Origin of the sequence: Paraburkholderia sp. Ac-20340 (genome assembly GCF_017104965.1) — a bacterium.
GTDB lineage: Bacteria > Pseudomonadota > Gammaproteobacteria > Burkholderiales > Burkholderiaceae > Paraburkholderia.
On record NZ_JAAGPR010000010.1, the window covers coordinates 74,706 to 99,581 of the forward strand.

Sequence of the window (24,876 nt, forward strand, 5' to 3'; positions counted from 1 at the left end):
TGTGGCTGCCCGTTCGATTAGCGGCCGACGTACACCGGCTCGCGCTTTTCGAGGAAGGCGCGCTGTGCTTCCTTCGAGTCTTCGGTTTTAGAGAGAAATTCGGTGTTGCCCTGCTCGTAGCGATAGGCTTCGCGCAGCGGCATGTTCTCGGTCATACGCGCCGCTTCCTTCGCAAGACGCAGCGCCACCGGCGATTTCGAGGCGATTTCCCTGGCGATTTCCATCGCGAAGGGCAGCAGTTCTTCCTTCGTCGTGCACGCTTCCACGAGGCCGAGGCGATACAGTTCATGACCCGAAACTTTCATGCCCGTGTAGAACATGCGGCGGGCGCGCGATTGCCCGAAAATGCGGTTCAGGAACGAGACGCCGCCAGCCAGGCCGACGTTGATTTCCGGCATCGAAACATAAGCCTCTTCCGACGCCACCCAGATATCCGAATTCATGACGATGCCGAAACCGGCGCCCATGGCCGCGCCATTGATCGCGGCAATGATGGGCTTCGGGCATTCGCGGATCGCATACGCCGATTCGCGGACGATACGGTGATGCTTGGGGAACGCGCCAGGCTTCGAAAGATCTTTGCGATCGCTGATGTCGGCACCGGCCGAGAACGCGGAACCCGCACCCGTCACCACGATGACCGACACGTCTTCACGCGCGCCGAGCACGTCGAAACAATCGATGATCTCATTGCGCATTTCGGCGTTCTGGGCGTTGCGCTTTTCCGGGCGATTGAGCGTAACGAGGGCGATCTTGTCTTTGATTTCAACGAGGAGGGTATTGAATTCCATTTTCCAGATTCCTTTATAAAGTGCGAGTGCTGCGCATTCGATGATTCAGACGCGCGGAATATTTGCCATCACAACCTGGCTCAAACCTCCATCGATCAGCAGGTCTTCGCCATTGACATAGCTGGACCGATCGCTGGACAAAAAAAGAATCGCCTCTGCCATGTCTTTCGACGTTGCAATCCGGCCGCTGGGTACCGCTTCATTGCGCGCGCGCAATCGAGCTTCGTCCTGGTAATAAGCCTCGCTCATAGGCGTTCGAACCAGGCCGGGACTCACGCAATTGCTGCGAATTCCGTATGGGGCGAGTTCCAGACAAAGCTGTTTGGACAGCATCAGAACGCCGGCTTTGCTCACGCTATACGCAATGCCTTTGGGAATGGCGATATCGGCGCCGATAGACGCCACATGCACCATGGTTCCGCCTTTGCCCGCGTCGCGCATGTGCGCGCCGAACGCCTGTGCGCAGAGAAACGCGCCCGTCAGATTGATCGACAGCAGACGCTGCCATTCGTCGAGCGTTGCATCGAGCAGCGCGACACGCCCGCCACCGCCAATCCCCGCGTTGTTGACGAGAACCTCAGCGGGGCCGAATTCGCGGAACACCGTTGCCGCGGCAAGCGCGACAGACGCGGCGTCGGACACGTCACAGCCGACGGCGATCGCGGTGCCTCCAGCCAATTGAATTTGGTTCAGGACGTCATGGCAGCTTTCGCGGGTTCGATCCAGGATGGCGACTTTCGCGCCCGCGGCCGCCATTTGCTTCGCGGTTTCCGAACCGATGCCGCCAGCCCCGCCCGTGACCACGCAAATGCGTCCAGAGAGCCCCAGCCAGGACAGGGAATTTTCACTGCGACTCATGACTTTTCTCTTCGACCGATTCGATGATTTCGTTAAGAGAGACAGCACCCAAGGCAGTGCCATGCACCGAAAGATGCGCGCCAAGCTGAATCACCTGGAGAATTTCAGAAGCGGATATGCCGGTATTCAAAGCTGCACGAATATGCAGACGCACAGCTTCGGGATTAAACGCAGTGAAACAGGCATTCAAAGCGATCTGAACGAGTAGACGTTCGTTAGCGCTCAAACCTTTGCCCGTGCCGCCGAATTGCATGAAGTCCGTCACAACCTGGGCGTACTCCGCGTCGAACTGCGCGAGATATTCGATCGATGACGCTGCTACCGGATAAGCGGCCTTGAATGCCTCTCCAGCCGGAATACCGGCGGATCGGCGCTCCCCCGGCAGTTGCGAGTCAAGTTCCTGGCCAAGAATCGCCGTACTGGCAAAGACCGCTTCCAGGCCCTGCATCGCCACCAGATGGAGCACATCGAGTACATCAGAAGGTGTTGCTCCCGTATTCAAGGCACCCTTGAGATGGGTCGAAAGACCCGGCCCATACATATGAGCCGACGAAGCATCGAGCGCGACGTAAACAAGCTCCACCATCCGTGGACTGAGCGGGCCCTTTCTTGCCGGCTGACCCGCATAGTCCGCATACCGTTCGAGAAAGTCGGGATGGAGTTTCAGAATGGCATCGGTCCACGGGCGCCAGTAACCGCGTGCGGCGATAAACTTTTGCTTGATCCGCTCTTGTTCCACTGATTGCGCCATCAGCGTCTCCGTTTGTTATTGGATTTCTGCCAGTCCAGAGGCCATCGTCCACGCCTGGCCCGTCAAAAACTGTGCTGCCGCGCTCGCCATATAGCGGGCAATGGGCTGCACCTGTGAGACGGAGGTATGGGCGTGAACTTCGAGCGAATTGATGCGCAGACCTTTTGAACCCCATTCGCAGGCCTGTGTCGCGACGAACATCCGCGCTGCCGCTTCGTCACCGCAGGTCGCCCAGTTTTGCGTCTGCGTGGGCAGCAGGAGAGTCAGGCTTGCGTTGTGCGTATGAGCGAGCGCAAATCGCTTTGCCGCTTCATGCACCGCATTCAGGCGCTCGCCATCCCGCGCGTTCAGCACGGATGCGTCAATCACCGCCTTATAGCGGGCTTCCTTATGGTCGGTTTGCAACGACATCCAGTTTTGCTTCGCGGCCGCCGCGACGCCCACGACGTCGATGGCGGTTTCTGCATCCATGGGCAGGACCTCGTAGGCGGCCGGGGCGCACTGGATCGACCCGCCGTAGACCGACGCCGCGCCATCCACCGACACAGCGGCGCCGGAGAGCGGGAGCGCGCCTTCGCTCGCGAGGAAGAACAGGGCTTCAGCCAGTTCGACCGGTTCCGCAATACGACCGAGCGGCGTCTTGCCTGCCGCGCGGACCGGATCGAGGCGCCCCGATTCAATCAGGCGGCGCACGATTTCGGTACGCACAAAACCCGGGCACAGCGCGGTCACGCCGAGATCCGGGCGTGCCGCGGCCAGCGCTTGCGTGAAAGCGATAACGCCGGTCTTGGTCGGTGAATACGCGCCACGAAACGGGATCGCATGCAAACCAGCGCCCGACGATACATTGACGACACGGCCGTGCGGTTTGAGCCGCTTTTCCAGCGCCTGGAAAATCAGCCGGGGTGCATCCAGATTCAGCCGGACGAGGGGCGCAAACTGCTCCTGCGTCATTGCCGTGAGCGGCAATTGCGTGCTATCCGACATGCCCGCATTGTTGATGATCGCGTCGAGATAGGGCATATCCGCAGCCAGTGCCGCGATGGCTGCAGGCTCCATCAAATCGACGACGCGAATCAGATGCGGCTCGGCCGCTCGCGCCATTTTCCCGATCAAGTCCTGTAATGCTTCGGCCTGGTGATCCACCAGCACACAGCGCCAGCCATCCCTGGCGAAGCGCAGGGCGCTTGCATAGCCGATACCGGAAGCGGACCCAGTGATAAGAACGGTCTTCTGGGAATGCATATGCCTATCCTCAAGCATTCTCGACATCGGTGGAAAACCTGAAACTCTCGAATTGCTTGCGCAGCGGAACCTTGTAGAGCTTGCCGGTCGCGGTGTGGGGGAGAGAATCAGCGAACACCACGTCATCGGGAAGCCACCACCTGGCAACGTAATGGCGCATGTGTTCCCGCACTTCGTCAGCCGTCACGTCCATTTCCTTGCGCTTCACCGCGATGAGTAGCGGGCGCTCTTGCCAGTGCGAGTGGCGCAGACCAATGACAGCGGCTTCTTCAATCGCAGGATGGCTGAGCGCTGCGCTTTCCAGGTCGAGAGACGAAATCCATTCACCGCCCGACTTGATCACATCTTTCGCGCGATCCGTGATCTTCAGATAGCCGTCGGCGTTCAAGCTCGCCATGTCGCCGGTTGCGAACCAGTCATCCGCATCCCATGCGTCGTCCTCGTGCTGGTAATAGGCGCGGGCAATCCAGTGGCCGCGTACTTTCAATTGACCGGTGGTCTGGCCATCGTGAGGAAGGCGATTGCCTGCGTCGTCGAAGATCTCGATTTCGGTGCCCGGCAGCGCGCGACCGGCAAGCATCTGAAGATCGAAGCGTTCTTCGAGCGTCAGATCGTGGTGCCTGGGCAGCGGAGTATTGACGGTCACGACCGGACTCGTTTCAGTCATACCCCATGCCTGACACAACCAGACGCCGAAATACGCCTCGAACTTTTCGATGATTCGACGCGGCGCAGCAGACCCGCCCGAGAGGAAGCGGGTGACGACGATGTCGCGCCGACGCTGTTCCGCATCCACGCCTTCTGCGTACTCGAGCAGCGACATCCAGACGGTCGGGACGCCGCAGGACACGGTGCATTGCTCGTCGCGCAGCATCGAGTACACATGCTCGCCAGACAGTTGTGCGCCCGGAAGAATGACTCTGGCACCGGCCATTGCCGACGAATGGGGAATGCCCCAGCCGTTCACATGGAACATGGGCACGATCAGGAGGATGCTGTCGCGCGCACTGATCGCGAAGCTATCGGCCATGCAGGACGACATGGCGTGCAATACCGTCGAACGATGGCTATACAGCACGCCCTTGGGTTTGCCCGTCGTGCCCGAGGTATAGCACATGGACGATGCGCTATTTTCGTCAAATTGCGGCCACGTATAGACATCGCTGCTCCCGGCCATCAGCGATTCATAGCAGGCGAGGCCGGGAACCACGATGTCGGGCATCTGATCCGCTTCGCACAGGGCGATAAAGCCTTGAATATGCGGGCAGTGTGGCGCGACCTGCGCCACGAGCCGGGCCAGGCTCACATCGAACAACACATGGGTGCTTCCCGAGTGATTCAGGATATAGATGATCTGTTCTGCGAACAGTCTTGGGTTCACGGTGGTCAGGACTGCGCCGGTGCCGCAAACCCCGTAATAGAGCTCGAGGTGGCGATGGGTATTCCACGCCAGCGTGGCGACGCGCTGGCCTGCGGTCACACCCAGCGCCTGGATGAGGTTTGCAACCTGTTTCGAGCGGCGACAAGCGGCAGACCACGTATATCGGTGGACTTGACCCTCGCCCAGATGGGACACGATCTCTTGATCGCTATGGTTGCTGGCCGCGTGCTCGATCAAATCGGAGATCAGAAGCTGCCGTTGTTGCATCAGTCCGTTCATTGTCGTCCTGTTTTATTTGTCTAAATAAAGTCTCACTCCATGAGCGCGGTTTGTCCGATCAGGAAAACCGCGCCGCAACGCGCCATATACAGGAAACCTACTGCTCAACCATTGGGGTTAATGCCGAATTTGCACCGGAAATATCCCTCCCTGGGCGAAATCACTTTACTACACAGAAGCGCCGCAATTGGCCGGGTATTGATGTCAAATCCGCAATACAGAACGAGAAAATTTTCGATTGTGTGATGTTCGATGAACTGCTTAGAATCCGCTTCAGACTGAGTTCCAGGCAGTAAATCACTTACCATTACAACGGAGATGCCATCTTGGAATTTGGGGTATTTCTTCTCGCGCAACAGCGCAGTTACGCTCAGACATCGCAGAGCGTCATTCACAACACCATCGAGCAGACAGTCGTGGCCGAGCAGGCGGGTTTCGACGCCGCCTGGTACGCCGAGCACCACTTCAACAATTACTCGCTGTCGCCGTCGCCGCTGATGACGATTGCTCACGCAGCGGCCAGGACGAACAAGATTCGCCTTGGTTCGGCGGTGTGCATTCTTCCGCTCTACCATCCTGCTCGCCTGCTGGCTGAAATCGGTCTTGCCGACACGCTATCCGACGGCCGTCTGGAGTTGGGTATCGGCTCGGGCTACCAGCAATTCGAATTCGAGCGCTTCGGCTCGGATCTCCCGACGTCGGGCGAAATCTTCCACGAAATATGGGACATCATTAACCGCGGGCTGAACGAGAAGGTCTTCGAGTACAAAGGCAAGCATTTCGAAATGCTGCCGACCTCGGTGGCGATCCGCACCATTCAGGAAAGGGTGCCGCTGTGGATCACGTCGATGAATCCTGGCACGTTGGGGCGCGCATTCAACGAAAGCGCCAACCTGTTCACGACGGTGCTGCACGGCGGCAACGATGCACTGCGGGGGCTGCGCGGCCGGCTCGAAGATGTGGCTTCGCAACTGGGCAAGGATCTCAGCAAGACGAAGATTGGCTTCCTGCGTTGCGGCTTCGCATCGGATAGCAAGGCCGAAGTCGATGCGTATCTGGATTCCGCACGCTGGGCGCGTCGTATTTCCGAATCGCTGAAGGATCGCCGCATGGACGTCGACGACGGCTACCTCATCAAGGAAACGCCATGTGCCGTCGACATGACGCTCGACCAGCTGCGTGAGAATTTGCCGGTTGGTTCGGTCAACGAAGTCGTGGACAAGCTGCTGCAGGAAATTGAAATCCTGAAGCCGGATCACATCGCACTGCAGACGCAACTCGGCGACTGTGACCAGAAGACGATGCTCAAGCAGATCGAACTCTGGGGCGACAAGATCATCCCGGCAGTGCGCAAGGAACTGGCGCGAAACGAAACAGCAACGGCCTGATCCAGCAGCAAGCAATCAATCCGGGAGTCATGGCATGCGTCTGCATTTGACGAATAGTGGCGCGATTACGCTGATTGCGCCGTCGCATTTCAAGCAGTTCGAGATCCTGGTGGACGAGCAGCCCGCGGCCTTGCTGGATCAGTCGATTGCACGCATTGGCGAAAGTGCCGACGAAGAGCACCTATGGGTGAATCCGCAGGTTATTCGCTTTCTCTCGGGCAAGGCTGGAGACGCTGACTGGGAGGCCGACTTCGAAGCCATGGTGGGTTTCGCCAGGAAATTCAACTGGGTTAGCGAAGCGGGCCTGCTCAGGGCGCACATTGTTCGCAATGAAGATTCGGCAGGAAGTTCCGTCGATGATTTCAAGGCTGCAATGCGTATGTTGCCCGCTGGCGTGTCGGCGATCACGACGGGCGATATCGAAAATCCAAACGGGATGGTGGTATCGAGCCTGACGTCTATTTCGGCGCAGCCGCCGCTGGTGGGATTCTTCGTGCACCGGGATTCGTCGATGCTGACTCCGCTGAGAAGCAATGGCAAGTTCGTGGCCAATATCCTGGGGCAGTCGCACCATGAAGTGGTGACGAATTTCCTGCAGGCGCAGCAGGGCAGCGCCCGCTTCGCCAGCGGTCGATGGAGTTCTGGCCTCGACAATATCCCGATCCTGGTGGACGCATTGGCGAATGTCGAGTGCGACATCATCCACACGACGACCCTTGGCACGCACGAACTGGTCGTGGGAAGAATACGCAAGACCACAACCGACGACGCCGGATCGCCAATGGTGAACTTCAACGCCGCCATTCGAACGCTTGCATCCTAGCCGCAGAGACGATTCTGTTTTACGCGCTGTGGGATGCCGCGCACGCGCTAATGGTTAGTACACCGATTATTGATTGAGCGCCGCAACGGCGTGAATTCAACGCCGTGCACGGTGAACGCACGGCAGGCAATGCGTATCAACGACGATTGACGAGCCGTTTCGAGCATCGCAGCCGTTGTGTTGTTTGCAGGGCACATCAACGTGTCGTTTTACAAGACGATTTGCCGGACGGCAGGTTGGTGTAGTAAGCATGTATCACGATAAATAAATAAAGAAATAAGCGCGCGAAAGCGCGTCTTCTGATTTTGGAGACTAAATGAAGACGAAAATACTTGCGGCAGCCGTTGCCGCAACATCCTTGACATCCGTTGCACACGCGCAATCGTCGGTCACGATGTATGGCTTCATCAGTGACGGCGTTCGTTACGTCAACAACACCGCAGGCGGCTCGACATTCCAGATGTCCAATGCGATCTCCCCGGAACGTTGGGGCCTGTTCGGATCGGAAGACCTCGGCGGTGGCAACAAAGCGGTCTTCCAGCTGGAAAACTATTTCAACATCAACACCGGTGCCATGACTTCGGCGAATACGCTGTGGTATGGCAAGGCCTACATGGGCATCGACAGCCAGCAGTTCGGCCGTCTTACGTTCGGTCGCCAGTACGCAACGACGGCACTGCGCGCGATCATGATGGACCCGATCTATATTGGTGGCGGTATCGCCGCAATATGCCCGCTCGGCCAGATCCTGACCGACGTGTGGACGCGCGATTCGCGGACCAACAACAACATCGTCTACACGAAGCACATCGGCGACTTCGCACTGAGCGCGAGCTACAATCCTTCGGGCGTGGCCGGCGCATCGCGTGCGGGCGTGAACTACTCGGGCGACATTTACTACGCGGCGCACGGCCTGGAGGCGGCTGTTTCGTTTCAGCGGCAATACAGCCCCGATGAAACCGGTACGCAGGACAACTGGTGGGTCGGCGCTACCTACACGTATGGCAGTCTGAAGGGCTACCTGAACCTGGTGACGCTGCGTCTGACGACGATCGACGGCGCGGCGGGTCCGGCTCGCCGCGACTACGTGACGACGATCGGCGCGCGTTACCAGCCGACCCCGTACCTGACGCTGATCGGTGCCTACTATATCGACGTGGCGAGGAATCTGTCGAATGTCGATGGCGCAAACGGCAACAAAAACACGGCATACATCGAAGCACTGTACTCACTGTCGAAATCGACATCGCTGTACCTGGAGGCCGACCGCAACTGGTTCACGGGCGCCTACAAGTACGACAAGTACAGTACCCAGACCCTGCTCAATATGTCACCGGGTTCCTCGGCTCAGCTCGGGGTTTCTATCGGTCTGGTTCACAACTTCTGATTGAGGTTTTTAAAGTTACCCAGTGTTGTAAAAACCTTGTTGCCAAAACTTACAGGCTATCAAACTGGAAATGAAAACGATCAACGTCCAGTCGTTCATCGACGAACGACCGCTTAAACCATTCCATGCCATTCTATTCGTGCTCATGTTTCTGACCATTCTTCTGGATGGTCTCGATGCAAGCGCAATGGGTCTGATTGCTCCGGCGCTGCTAAAACAGATGCAGGCAACCAGGGCCGATCTGGCGCCGGTGCTTTCGGCGTCGTTGATCGGCATCGGCGTAGGCGCGGCGCTGGGCGCGCCGTTCGCCGATCGCGTGGGCCGCCGTCTGGTGCTTATTCTCAGCGTTGCGCTATTCGGCGGCACCACCATCTGGTCGGCACAGTCTTCGACGCTGCACGAACTCATGTGGTCGCGCTTCTTTACCGGCATCGGTCTGGGCGCCGCCATTCCGTTGTGCGCGACGATGATGAATGAATTCCTGCCCTCGCGCATGCGCAGCCGTGCCGTCAATGGGATGCTCTTCGGCTATGCGGTGGGGGGCGGGATTTGTGGTCCGCTCGCGCGCTCCGTGATTCCGCAACATGGCTGGCAAGGGTATCTCATGGTTTGTGGTGTCGCTCCCTTGATCGTGGCCGTTCTCCTGCTGTTTTTCCTGCCGGAATCGGTTCGATATCTCGCGACGGCCCAAAAGGACAGCGCAAGGATCGCCGGAGTTCTTTCGCGCATTGACCCGACAGTCGACTTTTCCGGTGCCCAGTTTATTGCCGACGCGAACGGCGCCGCAAAAAAACACCGGTTCTCGTTTGTCGAACTGTTCTCGAAGGAACTCGCGGTCCCGACGCTGCTCCTCTGGGTTGCGTATATCTGCTCGACGGTCGTGCTCTACGTGCTGCTGATGTGGACGCCGACGATCATGAGCGCTGAAGGCCGTTCACTGGCCGAAACCGCCAACGTGATGATGGCATTCAACTGGTTCTCGGGCATCGCCATTCTCCTGGGCGGAATACTGATGGACAAGTTCGGCTCGCTGCGCATCATTTCGATCTACTTCGCGATCTCGGCTGTTCTGGCGGTTGTTGTCGGCATCACGGGCGTGCATGGCGACGCATTGCTGTGGATGCTGGTGTTGACGGCCATGGGCAACAACGGTGCCTGTTCCTCGATGTCCACGCTCGCCACCCAGATGTATCCAACTACGTCGCGCGCGACGGGCGCTGCCTGGGTGCTGGCTGTTGGCCGCTTTGGCGGTGTGGCCGGGACCTTCCTGGGCGCCACGCTGATCGGTCTTGGCTGGCCGTTGACGACCATCGTCGCCGCGGTTGCGCTGCCGACCGTCATCGCTTCGATCGCGATCATCTGCATTGGTTTCGGCATCCCGTCGCTGCGCCATCGAAACGATGCTGTCGAAGCCAAGGCGGCGTTCCACGGATAGCCAGGCGAATCTGGCTCCCGTCACAAAGCCGCTGCCAGCATGCAGTGGCTTTGTGTTTTTTCTGGTCAAGTCATTCCAGAATATGCAATGATTACGCATACCGAATACAAAAAAACGGAGACTTCGTGGACAGACTTCGTGCGATGGAGTTATTTCTTTCTATTTCCAGAAATAAGAATTTTTCAGAAACTGCGCGCCAATTTGGTACCGCCGCGGCTTCGGTTTCGAGAATGATCCTGGATCTCGAGCATGAACTGAAAGTCAAACTGTTCACTCGAACCACACGCAATGTGACCCTGACCGAAGCAGGGGTCGAATATGCAAAGCATGTCGAAGGTATTCTGCGAAGCATCGAAGATGCGCAGCGCAGCGTCACGTCGATCACTTCCACACCCTCAGGAACGCTACGGGTTCATTCCCGGGTTATGTTCGGCGTAGGTGTATTGCCAACGCTGATTGCAGAATTTTCGAAGCTTTACCCGGAAATCCAGATCGAGTTGACACTGAGCGAGTCCATCGCCGATCTAGCCACGGATCAAATCGATATCGATTTTCGGATTGCACCACCGCTTGAATCAGGCATCAAACGCCGAATTCTCTTCAGAAGTGATCGCTATCTGGTGGTGTCTCCCGCTTACTTCATTGGCCGAAGCCCCGTTACGTCGCCTGAACAACTGAAGGCTCATCAATGTGTCGCTTATTTCATGCCGGGAACCAGCTATTCCTGGCGATTCCGCAAAGACGACGTTGAAACCGAAGTGCAGTTTCATCCGCGCCACGTAAGCAATAACGGCATCGCCTTACTCGAATTCGCGCGCATGGGCGAGGGTATCGTCCTTCTGGATGACTACACCGTTCATAAGGATCTGATCAGCGGAAGATTGGTTCGGCTGCTTCCTGAATATCAGGTGACCAATACGAGTTTCGAAGATGGTATGTACGCGACCATTGTCGATTCGCCTGCCATTCCTGCCAAGATTCGCCTGTTCATGGACTTCGTTGCGTCTCGCGTCTCTGGCTCGGAACTGCGATTCTCGGCTTATGAATCTAGCGAAGTCACCATGTCTCGCTGATGCAGATATTGAGGGGGCATTTGGGCTTCTTGTCGTGCAAGCCCAAATAGCCCAAATGCCTTTTCAGCGCCCGCCCGCAAGATCTAGCGTCGCCGCCGGCACTATTGCTTAAATGTTGGTGAAGGTGATTCCGCCATCGACAGCCATCCACTGCGCGGTGACGAACCCGGCATCGTCGGAGGCCAGATACACGATTGCCCTGGCGATATCGTCGACGTTGCCGAGGCGGCCCAGCGGCGTCGTCGCCACGCGCCTGGCATCGCGTTCTTCGTTGCGATTTCGAATCGTACCTTCGGTCGGAACGGCAGAAGGGCAGACCGCGTTGACGCGGATATTGCGGGCCCCCAGTTCTGCCGCTGCCGCACGTGTGATCCCCAGGATGCCGGACTTGATGCCTGAGTACACGATGGAGTTCGCCGCCGACCGCAGAGCGGCTGTTGAGGCCACGTTGACGATGGCGCCGCCGCGTTCGGGTTCCATGACCGCGGTTGCCGCCTGTATCCCCCAGATGACGGCTTTGAAACCAATGTCGAGCATACGATCGACCGTCTCGGGCGCGATCTCCAGTACCGATTGATAGCGAACCCACGCGGCGTTATTGATCAGGATATCGAATCGACCGCCTTTTTCGAAGACGATATTCACGGCCTCGGTCATACCTTCGCGTGTCGAAACATTCTTCACGACGGGAAATGCGTGGCCGCCGGCAGCCCTCACGGCCTCGACGGTATCGCTGACCAGTTCATCCTTCAGGTCGTTGACGCCAACGATAGCGCCACGGGCGGCGAGCCTGAGCGCGGTCGATTTTCCAATGCCGGCGCCAGCTCCGGTCACAAGGGCATAACGCCCAGCCAGATCTTGTTGCATAGTCGCTGTCTATTTCCGGTTAATGAATTATCGACCCTTGAATACAGGTGCGCGCTTCTCCAGAAATGCCATGCGGGCTTCCTTGGCATCCTCCGTCCTGGCCAGCATCATGGTGATGTCCTGCTCGTGACGATAGGCCTCGCGCTGAGGCATCTGGTCGGTGAAATTGGCCGCTTTCTTTGCCTGGACCAACGCGGTCGGCGATTTGCCGGCGATGCGGCGAGCCAGTTCCATAACGTGGGGCAGCAACTGGTCGGAGGGGAGCACGTCCTCCAGCACATTACGGCGCAGCAGATCCTGAGCCGTCAACTTATCGCCCGTAAAGAACATGCGGCGCACAGTCGATCGACCGAACAACGTACGCAGCATCGACGCGCCGCCGGCCAGGCCGACGTTGATTTCCGGCATGGCAAATACGGCATTGTCTGACGCGTACATGATGTCGCAGGCGGCCATCAAGCCCAGACCGGCACCCAGCGCCGCGCCATTGACCGCGGCGATCACGGGCTTTGCGCATTCTTTGATCGAATTGCCGGTTTCGCGAGTCCAACGGTTGTGATCGAGGAAGTCACCTGGGACGTCGGGGTCCGGGCGATCGCGCAGGTCCGCGCCCGCGCAAAAAGCCGTACCGGCGCCGGTCAGCACAGCGCAGCGAATATCGTCGCGAAGGCTGATTTCGTCAAATACGGCAATGAGACGGCGACGCATGGCGCGCGACAGCGCGTTCTTGACCTCGGGACGATTGAGCGTGACCAGGGCCACGCCATCCTGAACTGCCAGGGTCACCGTTGTTTCGGCGCTCTCTTGTACGTCTGCACTCATGTCTCCGCTCCGGTAGTTGTCTCTTGATTTAGGGTGCCAAGGTGTTCAAGAGATTCTACCGTTGCCAGCCTGGATGATTTTCAATCAAAAACCAAGGCTGATTCATTCAGATCATGGGTAATCGAGAATGCGTGGCAGGTCTTATGATGATCAGTCGATTGCGTTCTTCACTTCGTGCGACGCGTAGGCGGAGAACCTGAGTTCCGAACCGGAGACGCGGGAGGCGACGAAGTCCAGAAACAGGCGGATCTTGGTGGGGATGGACGGAGAATCGATGATCGTCGCGTACATTCCATCTGCGAAAGAGGAATTGGTGACCTGATATTCGGGAAGCAGCCGAACCAATCTTCCGCTCATGAGGTCTTTATGTACGGTGTAGTCATCCAGCAGCACGATGCCTTCACCCATGCGTGCGAATTCGAGCAGGGCAATACCGTTATTGCTCACATGGCAGGGCTGAAACGGGACTTCGGTTTCGACATCGTCTTTACGGAATCGCCACGAATAGCTGTTTCCCGGTCTGGAGTAGGCGACGCATCGATGAAGTTTCAGGTCTTCGGGCGATGTGGGCTGGCTCCGGCCAACGAAGTAACCAGGAGACACCACCAGATAGCGGTCACTCCTGAAGAGAATCCGTCGCTTGATCCCGGATTCAACCGGAGGGGCAATGCGAAAATCGATATCGATCTGATCCTTGCCCAGATCGGCCGCGCTTTCGCTCAGCACCAACTCGACTTGAATATCCGGGTAAAGCCTGGAGAATTCGCTGATCACAGTCGGTAACACGCCCACGCCAAACATCACACGCGAGTGAATTCGAAGCGTTCCCGAAGGGGCCGTGGTAATGGAAGTGATGCTCCGATGGGCATCCTCGATGCGCCGCAGAATGCCTTCGACATGCCTGGCGTATTCGAGCCCCGCTTCGGTCAAGGCGACATTGCGGGTCGTGCGGGTGAATAGCTTGACCTTCAGTTCATGCTCGAGGTCCAGAACCATTCTCGAAACTGAGGCAGGGGCAATGCCGAATTGGCGGGCAGTTTCCGAAAAGCTTTTATTCCTGGAGATGGAAAGGAAGAATTCCATCGCACGAAGTCTGTCCACGACGCCTCACTCTTTTGCACTCGATAGCAATTAAGTATTGCACAGTTCTAACGGAAACAACCAGAAAACACCGAGGGCTTCCGTCGAGGAACAGCAGGTTTGCGGGTAGCAGTGTGCGAGCGCCAAGCCTGCACGCTGCGCGCTTGACCTGATTCGTCTTGCTGAACCATTGGGGTTAATACTCAATCCGAACCCTTCATATCCCTCCACGCGCGAAACGACTTTACTACACACGAGCGCTGCAATCCGGTGAGTATTGATGTCAAACGCGCAATACAGAACGAGCGTTTCGTGGATTGTGTGATGTTCGCTGAACTGCCTAGAATCCGCTCCAGATTGCGATTCCGGTATCGACGAGGGCCGCGTGCCCGGCCACCTGGCGCGCCCGTCTGGTCTCGCGCAATGGAAAAAGGAACGATTCAATGGCTTCAGAAAACAGGGCGCTTCCGCTCGACGGTGTGCGCGTGCTGGATCTTTCACGCGTGCTGGCTGGCCCGTGGTGCGCCATGGTGCTGGGCGATCTGGGTGCGGAAGTCATCAAGGTCGAGCACCCTGGGCGTGGCGACGATACACGCGACTGGGGCTTACGCATTGGCCGCACGGAAACGGCGTATTTCAATAGCGTGAACCGGAACAAACGTTCGCTCACGCTCGACCTGCAAACGCCGGAAGGCCAGCAGATCGCGCGCGATATCGCCAGGACTTCCGATGTCGTGATCCAGAACTTCAAATTCGGAGGCGCAGAGAAACTCGGCCTCGGTTACGAGCAGTTGAAACGCGAAAACAGCAAGCTCGTTTATTGCTCGATTTCTGGCTACGATCGCGCCGGCCCGGAAGCGGAGCGCCCCGGCTACGATTTGCTCGTGCAGGGTGAAGCGGGCTTGATGGCGTTGAATGGCGAAGCCGAACGGCCGCCGCTCAAATTCGGCGTTGCGGCCGTCGATCTTTTTACCGGCATGTATTCGGCGCAGGCGATTCTCGCCGCGCTTTACGAACGCGAGCGCACGGACGTCGGGCGGCACATCGAAATGGCGCTGTTCGACTGCGGGCTGATGATCACGGCCTATTACGGACTCGAAGCGCTCGTGGCCGGAGAAGACCCGCCGCGCTTCGGCAACGAGCATCCGTCGATCGTTCCATATGGCGTGTTCGAAGCCGCCGACGGCCCGCTCGTGGTCGCAGTCGGCAATAACGCCCAGTACGAGCGCTTGTGCCGCGAAGTGTTGCTGCGCCCGGATCTTGCCGACGACGCGCGCTTCAAGACCAATATCCTGCGCTCGCAAAACCGCGCCGCGCTGCTGCCCGTCGTCCGCCAGGCCATTGCGGCCGAAAAGCGCGCCGCGTTGCTCGACAAACTCGCGGGGGCGGGCATTCCATGTGGAGAGGTGGCGGGGCTGCGCGAAGCGCTGCTTTCACCGCGCGCGGCGCAAGCAGGGCTTCTGACCACGCAGCCTCATCCGCATACGGAGTCGGGCACCACGCCCGTACTCGCGCCGCCCTGGCGCTTCGACGGCGAACGCATGCCGGTGCGGCGCGCGCCGCCGCAACTAGGCGAGGGCACCCGCGAAGTGTTGCAGGACCTGCTGGGCTACAGCGCCGAACGCATCGACGATCTGGCGCGCCGGGGCGTGGTGTGATCGGGTCTTAGGCGGCGAGTGCGAGGAGCGACGCGCCGCTAATTTCATCGATCAAAATCTATGGCATATCGCTTTTGCGCAGGCGTACTTTACTACGAACGAGAAGCGCAATTAGACGCGGATTGATGTCAAATCCTTAATACAGAAGCAGAGGTTTTTGGATTGTGCCGGATTTGTCGAACTGCTTAAATCGGTTCCAGTGGAGATGCAGCCAGCTAACCATAACAACGGAGACGTCATCATGGAATTCGGTGTATTTACTTTGGGCCAGCAACGTTCGTACGCACAGACTTCGCAGAGTGTCATTCACAACACGATCGAGCAGACGGTTGTTGCCGAACAGGCTGGCTTCAACGCCGCGTGGTACGCAGAGCACCATTTCAATAACTACTCGCTCTCGCCGTCGCCCTTGATGACGATCGCACACGCGGCTGCTAAAACGAAAAAAATCCGTCTGGGCTCCGCGGTTTGTATCCTGCCTTTGTATCACCCCGCGCGTCTGCTTGCTGAAATCGGTCTCGCGGACACGTTGTCGGAAGGGCGTCTCGAACTGGGTATCGGCTCTGGCTACCAGCAATTCGAATTCGAGCGTTTCGGCTGCAACCTCGCAAACAGCGGCGAGATCTTCCACGAGATGTGGGACATGATTAACCACGGGCTGGGGCAGAAAGTCTTCGAGCACAAGAGCAAGCATTTCGAAATCCCGCCCACATCGATTGCAATCCGCACGGTGCAGGAAAAGGTGCCGCTGTGGATCACGTCGATGAACCCCGGCACGCTGGGTCGCGCATTCAAGGAAAACGTCAATCTGTTCACCACCGTGCTGCACGGCGGCACCGACGCGCTGCGCGGTTTGCGCGCTCGCCTGGAGGGGCTGGCCACGGAACTCGGCAAGGACCTTTCCACGACCCGGATTGGCTTTCTGCGCTGCGGATTTGCTTCGGATAACGAATCGGAAGTCAGGTCATATCTGGATTCGGCGCGCTGGGCGCGTCGTATCTCCGAGTCGCTGAAGGATCGCCGCATGGACATGGACGACGGATATCTCGTGAAGGAAACGCCTTGCGCCGCCGACATGACCCTCGACCAGTTGCGCGCCAACCTGCCGGTCGGCTCGATCAACGAGGTTATCGACAAGCTGCTCGAGGAAATCGAGATCTTGAAGCCGAACCACATCGCACTTCAAACGCAGCTGGGTGACTGCGACCAGAAGATGATGCTCAGGCAGATCGAACTCTGGGGCGACAAGATCATCCCGGCAGTGCGCAAGGAACTGGCGCGAAACGAAGCAGCGGTATTGGCCTGATCATCGAGCAAGCAAGAAATACGGAGACCTGCAATGCGTCTGCATTTGACGAATAGCGGTGCGATTACGCTGATTGCGCCGTCGCACTTCAAACAATTCGATATCCTGATCGATGAGCAATGTGACACGTTGCTGGATGCAGCCATTGCGCGAGTCGGCCAGCGTTTGGATGAGGAGCACGTCTGGGTCAATCCCCAGATCATCCGATTCCTGTCCGGCAAAGCTGGCGAGCCAGAATGGGAAACCGGCTTCGAAGCCATGGTGGGCTTTGCCAGAAAATTCAACTGGGTCAACGACGACGGCCTGATTCGCGCGCACATGGTTCGCAATGAGAACGCGGCAGCGAGTTCTGTCGACGATTTCAAGGCGGCCATGCGCATGCTTCCGGCGGGCGTGTCCGCCATCACCACTGGCGATATCACGAATCCGGGCGGCATGGTTGTGTCCAGCCTGACGGCGATTTCGGCTGAGCCTCCGTTAGTCGGCTTCTTCTTGCACCGCGATTCGTCCATGCTCGCGCCGCTGAAAACCCATGGCAAATTCGTGGCCAACGTTCTGGGCCATACACACCATGACGTGGTGGCGAAGTTCCTGAAAGAGCCTCAAGGTTGCCCCCGTTTTACGAATGGGCAGTGGGATGCGGGTCTGGACGGCCTGCCGATCCTCGTGGGTGCGTTGGCCAATGTCGAATGCGACATCATCCATACGACGACCTTGGGCACGCACGAGATGGTCGTTGGCAAGATCCGCAAAACGACTACCGACGATTCGGGTTCGCCGATGGTGAACTTCAACGCCGGGATTCGCGGTCTGACACAGTAACCGGAGATCGAAATGCTGACTCAGGAAAGGAATAGCCATGCCGCCCAGCAGCGGGGGAACGCGATCGCCGAAGATCGCCGGACTGCCGTCGTATCCGCATACGCAAGCCAGAGAGATTATGGGCGCGATCTGTCCATCTATTTCAGTGACAGTGCTGTGGAGCTGGTGAACTGCCGGGTGCAAGGAAAGAACTGATTACTGAATCAGGATTCACGCTAAAGCCCTTCTGGATTTGTAATCAGAAGGGCTTTGATGAATTAAGTCGATAACGGCCTGATCCAGTTCATGAAGGCCTATCCGCATCTCGGCGCGGTCGAAGTCGCGCAGCGATGGGCGGGTTATATGGACGTCACGCCGGATGCCATTCCGGTGATTTCCGGTGCTGCCGCGCTGCCGGGATTGTTTATCGGCACGGGTTTTTCGGGGCACGGTTTCGGCATTGGCCCGGCCGTGGGCAAGTTGATTGCCGATCTTGTCACCAACGACACGCCGCTGGTGGACCTGCATCTGCTCCACCGAATACTGTTTGCGTTTCATCGTCAACCTCCCGTCTCAACGGGGAAATTGCTCCGAAACACTAACACTCATCCCCGTCCAGGATTTCTGCAGCAGATCAGTATGGGGCGCTTGATTGAGGGGGGGCAATCAGACGAACGCCAGTTCAGGCGCTCCCAACTGAGGCTCGCCGCAATAGAGTTCCGCTCCCTGCTCTGAAACGATCGATAGCTCCATGCAATCCCAACCGGCGTATCGCAGGAAAAACCGCTCCATCAGCCGCGCAAATGTGTAAATGGCGTGGCCGACGAAGGCGGTTTCGTCGATCGTCAGCGTGATGCGCATGCCCGGCACGAGCGTCGGCGTCGGAAGAGGATCGACGTGCATGGCCCGCTTGACGGGGCGCGCGCTGAGCGCAGTGATGCCCGCCACGTAGCGGACGTTATCGGGAGAAGCCGGCTTGGCAAGCTGATAGAGCAACTCGCGCAGTTCGTTCAGGCCCGTCCGCGCGATCGAGACATGATTGGGCGAAAGCGTCGATATCAGGCGCCAGAGCGCGCGGTCGTCCGTGGGCGGTTGTGCGCTCGCGCTGGGCGTGACGAGCATCGTGATCGGGCCGCCGATGTTTTGCGTCTCGCTTTCCAGGTCGCCCGCCGTTGCACCGATACGGATTCCCGACGGCGCCGTGCCATTCGTGCAGGTCAAGCCGACGGCAAGCCTGCGCGCGGCGGGAGTGACCGGCTGTCCGTCGGCGTTGACGAGCTGTATGGCGGTCTCGTTGCTTGTCGTCAGGCGGGCGCCTGGGTCGGCCTGTTTCAGGCTCCAGAACACGTTGAGCGGCGTCCAGTGTCGTAACGAGCGGTACGGCGGTATCTGCGCGCTGGGCGTGCCGCGTTCATCGCTAATGAGGCGCACCGAATCTACCGAATGGATGACCACGGACGGCGCCTGGGTGTCGGGTACGCAGAGCAGATAGACGGACGTGTCCGCAACGACATCGACGGGCTTCGCCTCGCACTGAAACACATTGATGACGGGCGTGCAGAAAAGCTGCAGATGAGCGGCATTCAGCTGGCCGAGCCGCTCAAGGGTCACGGGATGGGCGATATGAGCCGCGACCGGAAAATGCACGGTCAGTCTGTCGCAAGGACCGGCTCTGCGCAGAAGCGCTTCAAGATCGACGTCGACGAAACCAAACTTGTGCGCAAATGTTGCGTACTCGATCAGCATCCTTAATGCCGGCTGCTGCGTATTCGCGGGCTCGGCGAGCAGGGCGTGGGCATCGTCGAAGCCGACCGGGGCGCAGGGATGGGCGTCGAGCGCAAGCCAGGCGCGGCTGCCATTCGCTTCCACGAAGGCTCTGTGAGGGCGAAGCAGGAAAGTGTCGATGAGTGCCGCGGACAGCGTCCGGTCCGCATGCAGATAGATCCGCAGGGTTTGCGGAAATAGCGTGCTTCCAGCGCGCAGTTTGTGTCCCGGCGCAGCGAATTCGATGGACACAATGCCCGCAGCGTCGCTGGAAAGCAGTCCTGCCCTGAGCGTCGGCGCTTGCGTTGGCGGGGAAAATTGCGCGCGTGTGATGGCGAGTGGCGCAAGCGTGACATCCCAGGTCGTACGGAATTTGCAGAGCGAAGCGTGATGCTCCAGTTCGGTATCGCTGGCGATGACGAACGTGCTGGTCAGCCCGTCGAACAGATGTCCTGCGGCGAATCTCGCAATGGAGCACGCGGGAATCGGCTGCAGATAGGCAGGGAAAACGGATTCGATCAGCGCGCGAGATGATTCGGAATACTGATCGACAATGCGCCTGGATGCGCGTGCATTGAGCCAGGCTGCCGATTGCAGGATGCGTTCGACGTGCGGATCGTCGCTCTGGCCGCCCGACATCGACAGTCTTGCTGCGGTTTTAGGGAAGGTATGCTCGAACTGAAGCAGGTCGTGCCGGAACTGGGCGAGTTCACGCTCGAAATAAGGCAGGAGTTTTTCGAATTCATCCATGACTGGAATGGCTTGCCACTTCTTCGGGGCCTTATTTCGAGCTGTTGCTGTTCACAGTGCGGCGCTGCGTTGTTGACGCAGCAGCCACCAGAACGTGAGTCCAATCACGATGAACGGTACGCAAATCGCCGCGAGCACGGCCGTCAAGTGCAGGAGATTGCCGTTCGCGAGCCACGCGGCGAACCAGTCGGAGCGAATCAGCCCGAGATAATAGCGCAGCGTTATGGCGATCGCGATCAGGGCGCGAATTACCCAGCCGCCGACGCCGATTTTGATGGGCACGGCGCTGGCGCCCTTGCCCAGGTTCGGGCGTGCCGGCAACTCCCACTCGAAAGGCAACGACTTCGGATCGAGCCAGCGCACACGCGCGAATTGTCGATAGACGATGATGAAAGCCGGTATCTGGAGTACGGCGAGCAACACGAAGACGAAGCTGAAGGCCGGATCGCGAGCCGGGGTGCCCGTCGCGAACCAGACCGCGCAGATGGCCATCGCTATGAACAGGCATGCAGCAGCGTGGGTGCTCCATCGGAAAAGCCGGATGGCCCAGAGTTTGCCGGACCGGCAGCCCATTCCGATCAGCAGCATCAAAGCGGCAGCTATGCCGATCTCCTCCAGCATATATTGCTCAAATGGGAATCCGGCAAAATCGGCGAAGCACGAATAGACTTCCACGAGCGTGCCGCCGGCTGCGAGGAAGAATGCGCCCGCCGCGATTGCCGCTCCCCATGGCGCACCTGGTGGCCGGTTTCCCGGGCGCTCGCCTTTCGCGGAATGCGTGCTTCGTACGTGTCCAGCGGCGTCGCGACGGTGTTTTGTCGTCGTCATTGTGTCACTTCCGTTTTAGGGCGCACCGCGACCTGGAACTGCATCATGGGGTGGGCGATTCCTGCGACTTGCGCGGCGGTTTGGGCGGGCACCAGCAACTGGGCTGGATGATGTGGGTCTGGCGTGGGAGTAGGCGGTGGAAGCCTGTCGTGCCACGCCTTTTCGCTTGCCTGCAAACCGTCGCTCAGGCTGGGAGGATCAATGCCGTAGACGCTCATACCATAGATCGTACCTGCATAGGCTGGCAATCCAATCGTTCGCAGTACGACAAGTTTGCGACTGGCAACAGTGAGCTTGGACTGGGCGCGAAGCAGATTCTTGTCCAGCTTGTTGGCTTTCGCCCGCATACGCTGGATTTTGGTCGTGATGTTGGACTGATTGAGCTTTGTCGCATGTGCCTGGCTATAGGCATCGATCGCTTCACGCTGACTGGCCAGACGCGCCGTTGTTGTCTCGATCCGGTTGGAGGCGGCGGCAACGGTTCGCGCAGTCTGACCGGCTTCGCGCACCGTTGAGAGACCACTGAGCGCGAGATCAGGAAGTGCAAGCCACGGAGCAACGGCTTCGACCATCTGGTAGTGCCAGGAACTGGCGAGTTCCCGTTTGCGCAATTCGTTGCCCGTGACCTCGTAATAGAACATCCTGCCATCTTCGCTCAGTAGTGCAAGTGCGGCGGCACCCGCCACGATGCCGAGCACCGCGGGTGCAAGCGCGACCGTTCCCGCAAGGAGCGAGGCCATTGCTACAACGCCCGACAGGACGCCGAGCACGTCGACTGCGGTGGCTGCACCATCGAATGCCGTTTTGTGGTTCTCGACGAATTGGGCCGCCGATGACCGCGCCTGACCAAGGTCGGCGAGCACGCGGCTGGCCGTCTGTGCGATGGCATTTCCGCCGCCGCGCGGGTTTTGCTGTGCGGATCGCGCTGTAGACCCCCCTGCAAAGCCAACGGGGAAAAACGGCGGACGTTGAATCGACACGACGAGGTCCGTCGTATCGCCGTCGTTGTCGGGTATTGCACTTTTAAGGCGGGTCGCGCCGGAGCCATCGAAAAAAATCACGCCTGCGTGATGACCGAGCACGCTACCGGCAAAATTTGACAGATGGGCCGCGGCATCTGGCCTGTGACAGTACGGCTCCCAGCGGGACGGGGCATTCGGCATGGCGATAATGGAGTCGTCACAGAAACTGAAGGCCGCGACCCACTGCAAACCGGAAAGCGGGCATACCTATACTCGCGGGGAGGAGTGGAATATACGCGAGAATGCGGGGATCAGACAATGGCCGCGATTTTAATCGCAATTATTTCCTTAATATTCGATTACAGGAAATAATTTCCTGATTCCAGAAAATGTTAAACGTCGATGACTTAAATCAATTCGCATAATAAATCGTATTTTGGAATTTTACGTAGTTGATTGGAGATTGTTTCCGTTAATATTGCGCGATTTCCTTGCGCGATATCCCGGGGCATCTCATGCAAATGTCCGACCTCTCGAGCTTCGTCCAGCTTCAGAACAATCGCCTGTTTTCTATCGACGCCTCGCCGGAAGGACTGTCGCAGCTGGTGCTCGTCGATTTTCACGGCACCGAAGGCATCTCGCAGCTATTCGATTTCCACCTGCATCTCGCCTCGCAGGACGCGAATATCGAACTCAAGAAAATGATCGGCGAGCCAGTTACCGTGACGCTGCAACTGACCAGCGCCATCGCAAGTTCTGAAGAGCGATATTTTCACGGATACGTCACAAACTTCTCGCATCTGGATACCGATGGCGGCCTTGCGACCTATAGCGCAACGATCCGGCCGTGGCTCTGGATGCTTTCCCGCCGGCAGGACATCCGCATATTCCAGGAACAAAACGTTCAAACAATTCTTTCGAGCGTGTTTCAGGAATACGGCACGATTGCCTCGTATGATTTTCAACTTGCCAGGGAAACACCTGTTCGCAGTTACTGCACGCAGTATCGTGAAACCGATCTGGACTTCGCGTTGCGGTTGATGCAGGAAGAGGGCTTGTTTTTCTACTTCGAGCATTCAAGGAACGCTCACAAACTCATCGTGACCGACAGCTCGACCAATGCGAAAGCGATCGATGGCACGAGCGCGCAATTGACGTATTCGCAGGGCGATACGCTCGATGACGTGGACGTCGTGACGTCCTTCGTGTCGACGCGGGAACTGGCGCCGGGCAGCGTCGCGCTGAAGGCGGCTGATTACAAGGTGCCGGGCGCGCGGCGGCTCCAGTCGAGCAAGACCGGTGTCGATCAGGGCAAGGTGCCTTCCTATGAGATTTACGACTACGTCGGTCCGCAAGGATTTGCGAACAGCGACCGGGGCCAGGAACTCGCAAGCTTCCGCGCAGAAGCGCTCGCTGCCAACAGCAAGATATTTACCGGCGCGAGCAACAGCCGCCGGCTGATGCCGCTGCGTTATTTCCAGCTCGAAGATCACTACGATCATGACGACACGCAGCCCGAGGACCGGCAGTTCGTGCTTCTCGCGGTCAACCATTCCGGCCAGAATAATTACCAGGCGGGTTCGGGTTCGGCGTCGTATGGCTGCAGTTTTACCTGCATGCGCAAGAAGATCCCCTACCGGCCGCTATTGAACGTCGCGCGGCCGACGATCCCCGGTCCGCAGACGGCCGTTGTGGTGGGGCCGAAAGGCGAGGAAATCTACACGGATTCGCTGGGGCGCGTGAAGGTCCAGTTTCATTGGGACCGGCTGGGCGAGAACGATCATCGTAGCTCCTGCTGGGTTCGTGTCGGGCAGCAATGGGCGGGAAGCGGCTTTGGGATGATCCAGATTCCGCGGATCGGCGAAGAGGTGGTCGTGTTGTTTCTCGATGGAAATCCTGATCGGCCACTCGTCATCTCGCGCGTCTACAACGCCCAGAATATGCCGCCCTGGAGTTTGCCCGCGAACGCGACGCAAAGTGGCATGCTCAGCCGTTCCAGCAAGGGCGCGACATCGGCTAACGCCAATGCGATCCGCTTCGAAGACAAGATGGGGCAGGAGGAAGTCTGGATTCACGCGGAGAAGGATCAGCGCATCGAGGTCGAGAACGACGAATCGCATACGGTGGGGAACGACCGTAGCAAGACCGTTGAACATGATGAGACGGTGCAGGTCGGTAATAACCGGACGGAGACGGTCGGGAATAGCGAGACGATCGCGGTCGGCGTGGATCGGACCGAGACGGTTGGCAATAATGAAACGTTGACGGTCGGTGGCAATCGCACGGAAATCATCAAGGGGATGGAGAACCTCGTGATCGCGCTGACCTCGACGGAGACCGTGGGGCTTGCAAAGGCATTGACGGTAGGTGGTGGCTACCAGGTGACGGTAGCGGGAGCCGTCAACACGTCTGCTGGCCTGGCGAGCGCAGAAGAGGTCGGACTGTCGAAGTCGACAATGGTGGGGAAAACCTACACGATCACTGCCGGAGACCGCATTGAACTCAGGACCGGTAGCGCCTCGCTGATTCTTGAAAGCAGCGGACAGATTACCTTGCGCGGAACGCAGTTGCTGATCGAAGGCTCCGGGCCGGTACAGATCAACGGCAAGGATGTCGATATCAACTGA

At 58.4% G+C, this 24,876-nt stretch carries 21 protein-coding genes and 1 pseudogene; 11 read left to right on the top strand and 11 right to left on the bottom strand.

Annotated features, from left to right (window positions below; genetic code table 11):
- Positions 1–17: 17 nt before the first annotated feature.
- Genes G3N59_RS15600 through G3N59_RS15620 form a run of 5 tightly spaced genes read right to left on the bottom strand, consistent with a single transcriptional unit; the run spans position 18 to position 5,305 of the window.
- Positions 18–791, bottom strand: a complete 774-nt coding sequence (locus tag G3N59_RS15600) for an enoyl-CoA hydratase/isomerase family protein (protein ID WP_205983516.1) — start codon at positions 789–791, stop codon at positions 18–20.
- 45 nt (positions 792–836) lie between these two features.
- Entirely contained in the window at positions 837–1,649 is an 813-nt protein-coding gene (locus tag G3N59_RS15605) for an SDR family oxidoreductase (protein WP_205983517.1), read from the bottom strand.
- Positions 1,636–2,400 carry a carboxymuconolactone decarboxylase family protein gene (locus G3N59_RS15610; RefSeq protein ID WP_205983518.1) on the bottom strand — a complete coding sequence of 255 codons (765 nt, stop codon included), beginning with the start codon at positions 2,398–2,400 and terminating at the stop codon, positions 1,636–1,638. The genes G3N59_RS15605 and G3N59_RS15610 overlap by 14 nt, the downstream gene beginning before the upstream one ends.
- Positions 2,401–2,415: 15 nt before the next feature.
- Entirely contained in the window at positions 2,416–3,645 is a 1,230-nt protein-coding gene (locus tag G3N59_RS15615; protein ID WP_205983519.1) for an SDR family oxidoreductase, read from the bottom strand.
- 10 nt (positions 3,646–3,655) lie between these two features.
- A complete protein-coding gene (locus G3N59_RS15620) occupies positions 3,656–5,305 on the bottom strand; it encodes a long-chain fatty acid--CoA ligase (RefSeq protein WP_205983520.1) in 1,650 nt (549 codons plus the stop codon).
- A 326-nt stretch (positions 5,306–5,631) separates the two neighbouring features.
- On the opposite strand from G3N59_RS15620, the gene G3N59_RS15625 reads away from it, so the two are divergent.
- The 5 genes from G3N59_RS15625 (at position 5,632) to G3N59_RS15645 (ending at position 11,411) form a co-directional block, all read left to right on the top strand.
- Positions 5,632–6,693, top strand: coding sequence for an LLM class flavin-dependent oxidoreductase (locus G3N59_RS15625; protein ID WP_205983521.1), 1,062 nt, complete (start codon positions 5,632–5,634; stop codon positions 6,691–6,693).
- A 34-nt stretch (positions 6,694–6,727) separates the two neighbouring features.
- Positions 6,728–7,516, top strand: coding sequence for a flavin reductase family protein (locus tag G3N59_RS15630; RefSeq protein WP_205983522.1), 789 nt, complete (start codon positions 6,728–6,730; stop codon positions 7,514–7,516).
- A 316-nt stretch (positions 7,517–7,832) separates the two neighbouring features.
- Positions 7,833–8,903: a porin gene (locus G3N59_RS15635; protein WP_205983523.1), complete on the top strand. Its 1,071-nt coding sequence runs from the start codon at positions 7,833–7,835 to the stop codon at positions 8,901–8,903.
- A 70-nt stretch (positions 8,904–8,973) separates the two neighbouring features.
- Positions 8,974–10,338, top strand: coding sequence for an MFS transporter (locus tag G3N59_RS15640; protein WP_205983524.1), 1,365 nt, complete (start codon positions 8,974–8,976; stop codon positions 10,336–10,338).
- Positions 10,339–10,463: 125 nt separating this feature from the next.
- On the top strand, positions 10,464–11,411 hold the full coding sequence (locus G3N59_RS15645) for a LysR family transcriptional regulator (RefSeq protein ID WP_346777889.1): 948 nt from the start codon (positions 10,464–10,466) through the stop codon (positions 11,409–11,411).
- A 108-nt stretch (positions 11,412–11,519) separates the two neighbouring features.
- Here the strand turns inward: G3N59_RS15645 and G3N59_RS15650 are convergent, their stop codons facing one another.
- The 3 genes from G3N59_RS15650 to G3N59_RS15660 form a co-directional block, all read right to left on the bottom strand.
- Entirely contained in the window at positions 11,520–12,278 is a 759-nt protein-coding gene (locus G3N59_RS15650; RefSeq protein WP_205983525.1) for a glucose 1-dehydrogenase, read from the bottom strand.
- Between the two features lie 27 nt (positions 12,279–12,305).
- A complete protein-coding gene (locus G3N59_RS15655; protein WP_205983526.1) occupies positions 12,306–13,100 on the bottom strand; it encodes an enoyl-CoA hydratase/isomerase family protein in 795 nt (264 codons plus the stop codon).
- A 150-nt stretch (positions 13,101–13,250) separates the two neighbouring features.
- A complete protein-coding gene (locus tag G3N59_RS15660; RefSeq protein WP_346777890.1) occupies positions 13,251–14,201 on the bottom strand; it encodes a LysR family transcriptional regulator in 951 nt (316 codons plus the stop codon).
- Between the two features lie 422 nt (positions 14,202–14,623).
- Between G3N59_RS15660 and G3N59_RS15665 the strand changes: the two genes are divergently transcribed.
- The 5 genes and pseudogenes from G3N59_RS15665 to G3N59_RS15685 form a co-directional block, all read left to right on the top strand.
- Positions 14,624–15,838, top strand: a complete 1,215-nt coding sequence (locus G3N59_RS15665; RefSeq protein ID WP_205983527.1) for a CaiB/BaiF CoA-transferase family protein — start codon at positions 14,624–14,626, stop codon at positions 15,836–15,838.
- A 241-nt stretch (positions 15,839–16,079) separates the two neighbouring features.
- Positions 16,080–17,144 (top strand): LLM class flavin-dependent oxidoreductase, encoded by a 1,065-nt coding sequence (locus G3N59_RS15670; RefSeq protein WP_205983528.1) that lies wholly within the window; start codon positions 16,080–16,082, stop codon positions 17,142–17,144.
- Positions 17,145–17,177: 33 nt separating this feature from the next.
- Positions 17,178–17,966: a flavin reductase family protein gene (locus G3N59_RS15675; RefSeq protein ID WP_205983529.1), complete on the top strand. Its 789-nt coding sequence runs from the start codon at positions 17,178–17,180 to the stop codon at positions 17,964–17,966.
- Between the two features lie 12 nt (positions 17,967–17,978).
- Entirely contained in the window at positions 17,979–18,161 is a 183-nt protein-coding gene (locus tag G3N59_RS15680; protein WP_205983530.1) for a hypothetical protein, read from the top strand.
- Between the two features lie 66 nt (positions 18,162–18,227).
- Positions 18,228–18,467, top strand: a pseudogene (locus tag G3N59_RS15685) (FAD-binding oxidoreductase); the annotation flags it as partial.
- Positions 18,468–18,611: 144 nt separating this feature from the next.
- Here the strand turns inward: G3N59_RS15685 and tssF are convergent.
- The 3 genes from tssF to G3N59_RS15700 are packed head-to-tail and all read right to left on the bottom strand — an operon-like array spanning position 18,612 to position 22,498.
- Positions 18,612–20,459, bottom strand: a complete 1,848-nt coding sequence (gene tssF, locus G3N59_RS15690; protein WP_205983531.1) for a type VI secretion system baseplate subunit TssF — start codon at positions 20,457–20,459, stop codon at positions 18,612–18,614.
- Positions 20,460–20,510: 51 nt separating this feature from the next.
- Complete coding sequence (locus G3N59_RS15695; RefSeq protein ID WP_205983532.1) at positions 20,511–21,287, bottom strand: hypothetical protein; 777 nt, start codon at positions 21,285–21,287, stop codon at positions 20,511–20,513.
- Positions 21,284–22,498: a hypothetical protein gene (locus tag G3N59_RS15700; protein ID WP_205983533.1), complete on the bottom strand. Its 1,215-nt coding sequence runs from the start codon at positions 22,496–22,498 to the stop codon at positions 21,284–21,286. Before G3N59_RS15700 ends, G3N59_RS15695 begins: the two co-directional genes overlap by 4 nt.
- Before the next feature lie 266 nt (positions 22,499–22,764).
- Between G3N59_RS15700 and tssI the strand changes: the two genes are divergently transcribed.
- The gene (tssI, locus tag G3N59_RS15705) at positions 22,765–24,876 is read left to right on the top strand and encodes a type VI secretion system tip protein VgrG (protein WP_205983534.1); all 2,112 of its coding nucleotides are present in this window, start codon (positions 22,765–22,767) and stop codon (positions 24,874–24,876) included.

Excerpts from the sequence above, each read along its gene's own strand:
- G3N59_RS15600 (WP_205983516.1), bottom strand. The coding sequence starts at position 791 with ATGGAATTCAATACCCTCCTCGTTGAAATCAAAGACAAGATCGCCCTC.
- G3N59_RS15630 (WP_205983522.1), top strand. The coding sequence starts at position 6,728 with ATGCGTCTGCATTTGACGAATAGTGGCGCGATTACGCTGATTGCGCCG.
- G3N59_RS15670 (WP_205983528.1), top strand. The coding sequence starts at position 16,080 with ATGGAATTCGGTGTATTTACTTTGGGCCAGCAACGTTCGTACGCACAG.
- G3N59_RS15650 (WP_205983525.1), bottom strand. The coding sequence starts at position 12,278 with ATGCAACAAGATCTGGCTGGGCGTTATGCCCTTGTGACCGGAGCTGGC.
- G3N59_RS15605 (WP_205983517.1), bottom strand. The coding sequence starts at position 1,649 with ATGAGTCGCAGTGAAAATTCCCTGTCCTGGCTGGGGCTCTCTGGACGC.
- tssI (WP_205983534.1), top strand. The coding sequence starts at position 22,765 with ATGCAAATGTCCGACCTCTCGAGCTTCGTCCAGCTTCAGAACAATCGC.
- G3N59_RS15655 (WP_205983526.1), bottom strand. The coding sequence starts at position 13,100 with ATGAGTGCAGACGTACAAGAGAGCGCCGAAACAACGGTGACCCTGGCA.
- G3N59_RS15635 (WP_205983523.1), top strand. The coding sequence starts at position 7,833 with ATGAAGACGAAAATACTTGCGGCAGCCGTTGCCGCAACATCCTTGACA.
- G3N59_RS15610 (WP_205983518.1), bottom strand. The coding sequence starts at position 2,400 with ATGGCGCAATCAGTGGAACAAGAGCGGATCAAGCAAAAGTTTATCGCC.
- G3N59_RS15620 (WP_205983520.1), bottom strand. The coding sequence starts at position 5,305 with ATGAACGGACTGATGCAACAACGGCAGCTTCTGATCTCCGATTTGATC.
- G3N59_RS15640 (WP_205983524.1), top strand. The coding sequence starts at position 8,974 with ATGAAAACGATCAACGTCCAGTCGTTCATCGACGAACGACCGCTTAAA.
- G3N59_RS15680 (WP_205983530.1), top strand. The coding sequence starts at position 17,979 with ATGCTGACTCAGGAAAGGAATAGCCATGCCGCCCAGCAGCGGGGGAAC.
- tssF (WP_205983531.1), bottom strand. The coding sequence starts at position 20,459 with ATGGATGAATTCGAAAAACTCCTGCCTTATTTCGAGCGTGAACTCGCC.
- G3N59_RS15695 (WP_205983532.1), bottom strand. The coding sequence starts at position 21,287 with ATGACGACGACAAAACACCGTCGCGACGCCGCTGGACACGTACGAAGC.
- G3N59_RS15675 (WP_205983529.1), top strand. The coding sequence starts at position 17,178 with ATGCGTCTGCATTTGACGAATAGCGGTGCGATTACGCTGATTGCGCCG.
- G3N59_RS15615 (WP_205983519.1), bottom strand. The coding sequence starts at position 3,645 with ATGCATTCCCAGAAGACCGTTCTTATCACTGGGTCCGCTTCCGGTATC.
- G3N59_RS15665 (WP_205983527.1), top strand. The coding sequence starts at position 14,624 with ATGGCTTCAGAAAACAGGGCGCTTCCGCTCGACGGTGTGCGCGTGCTG.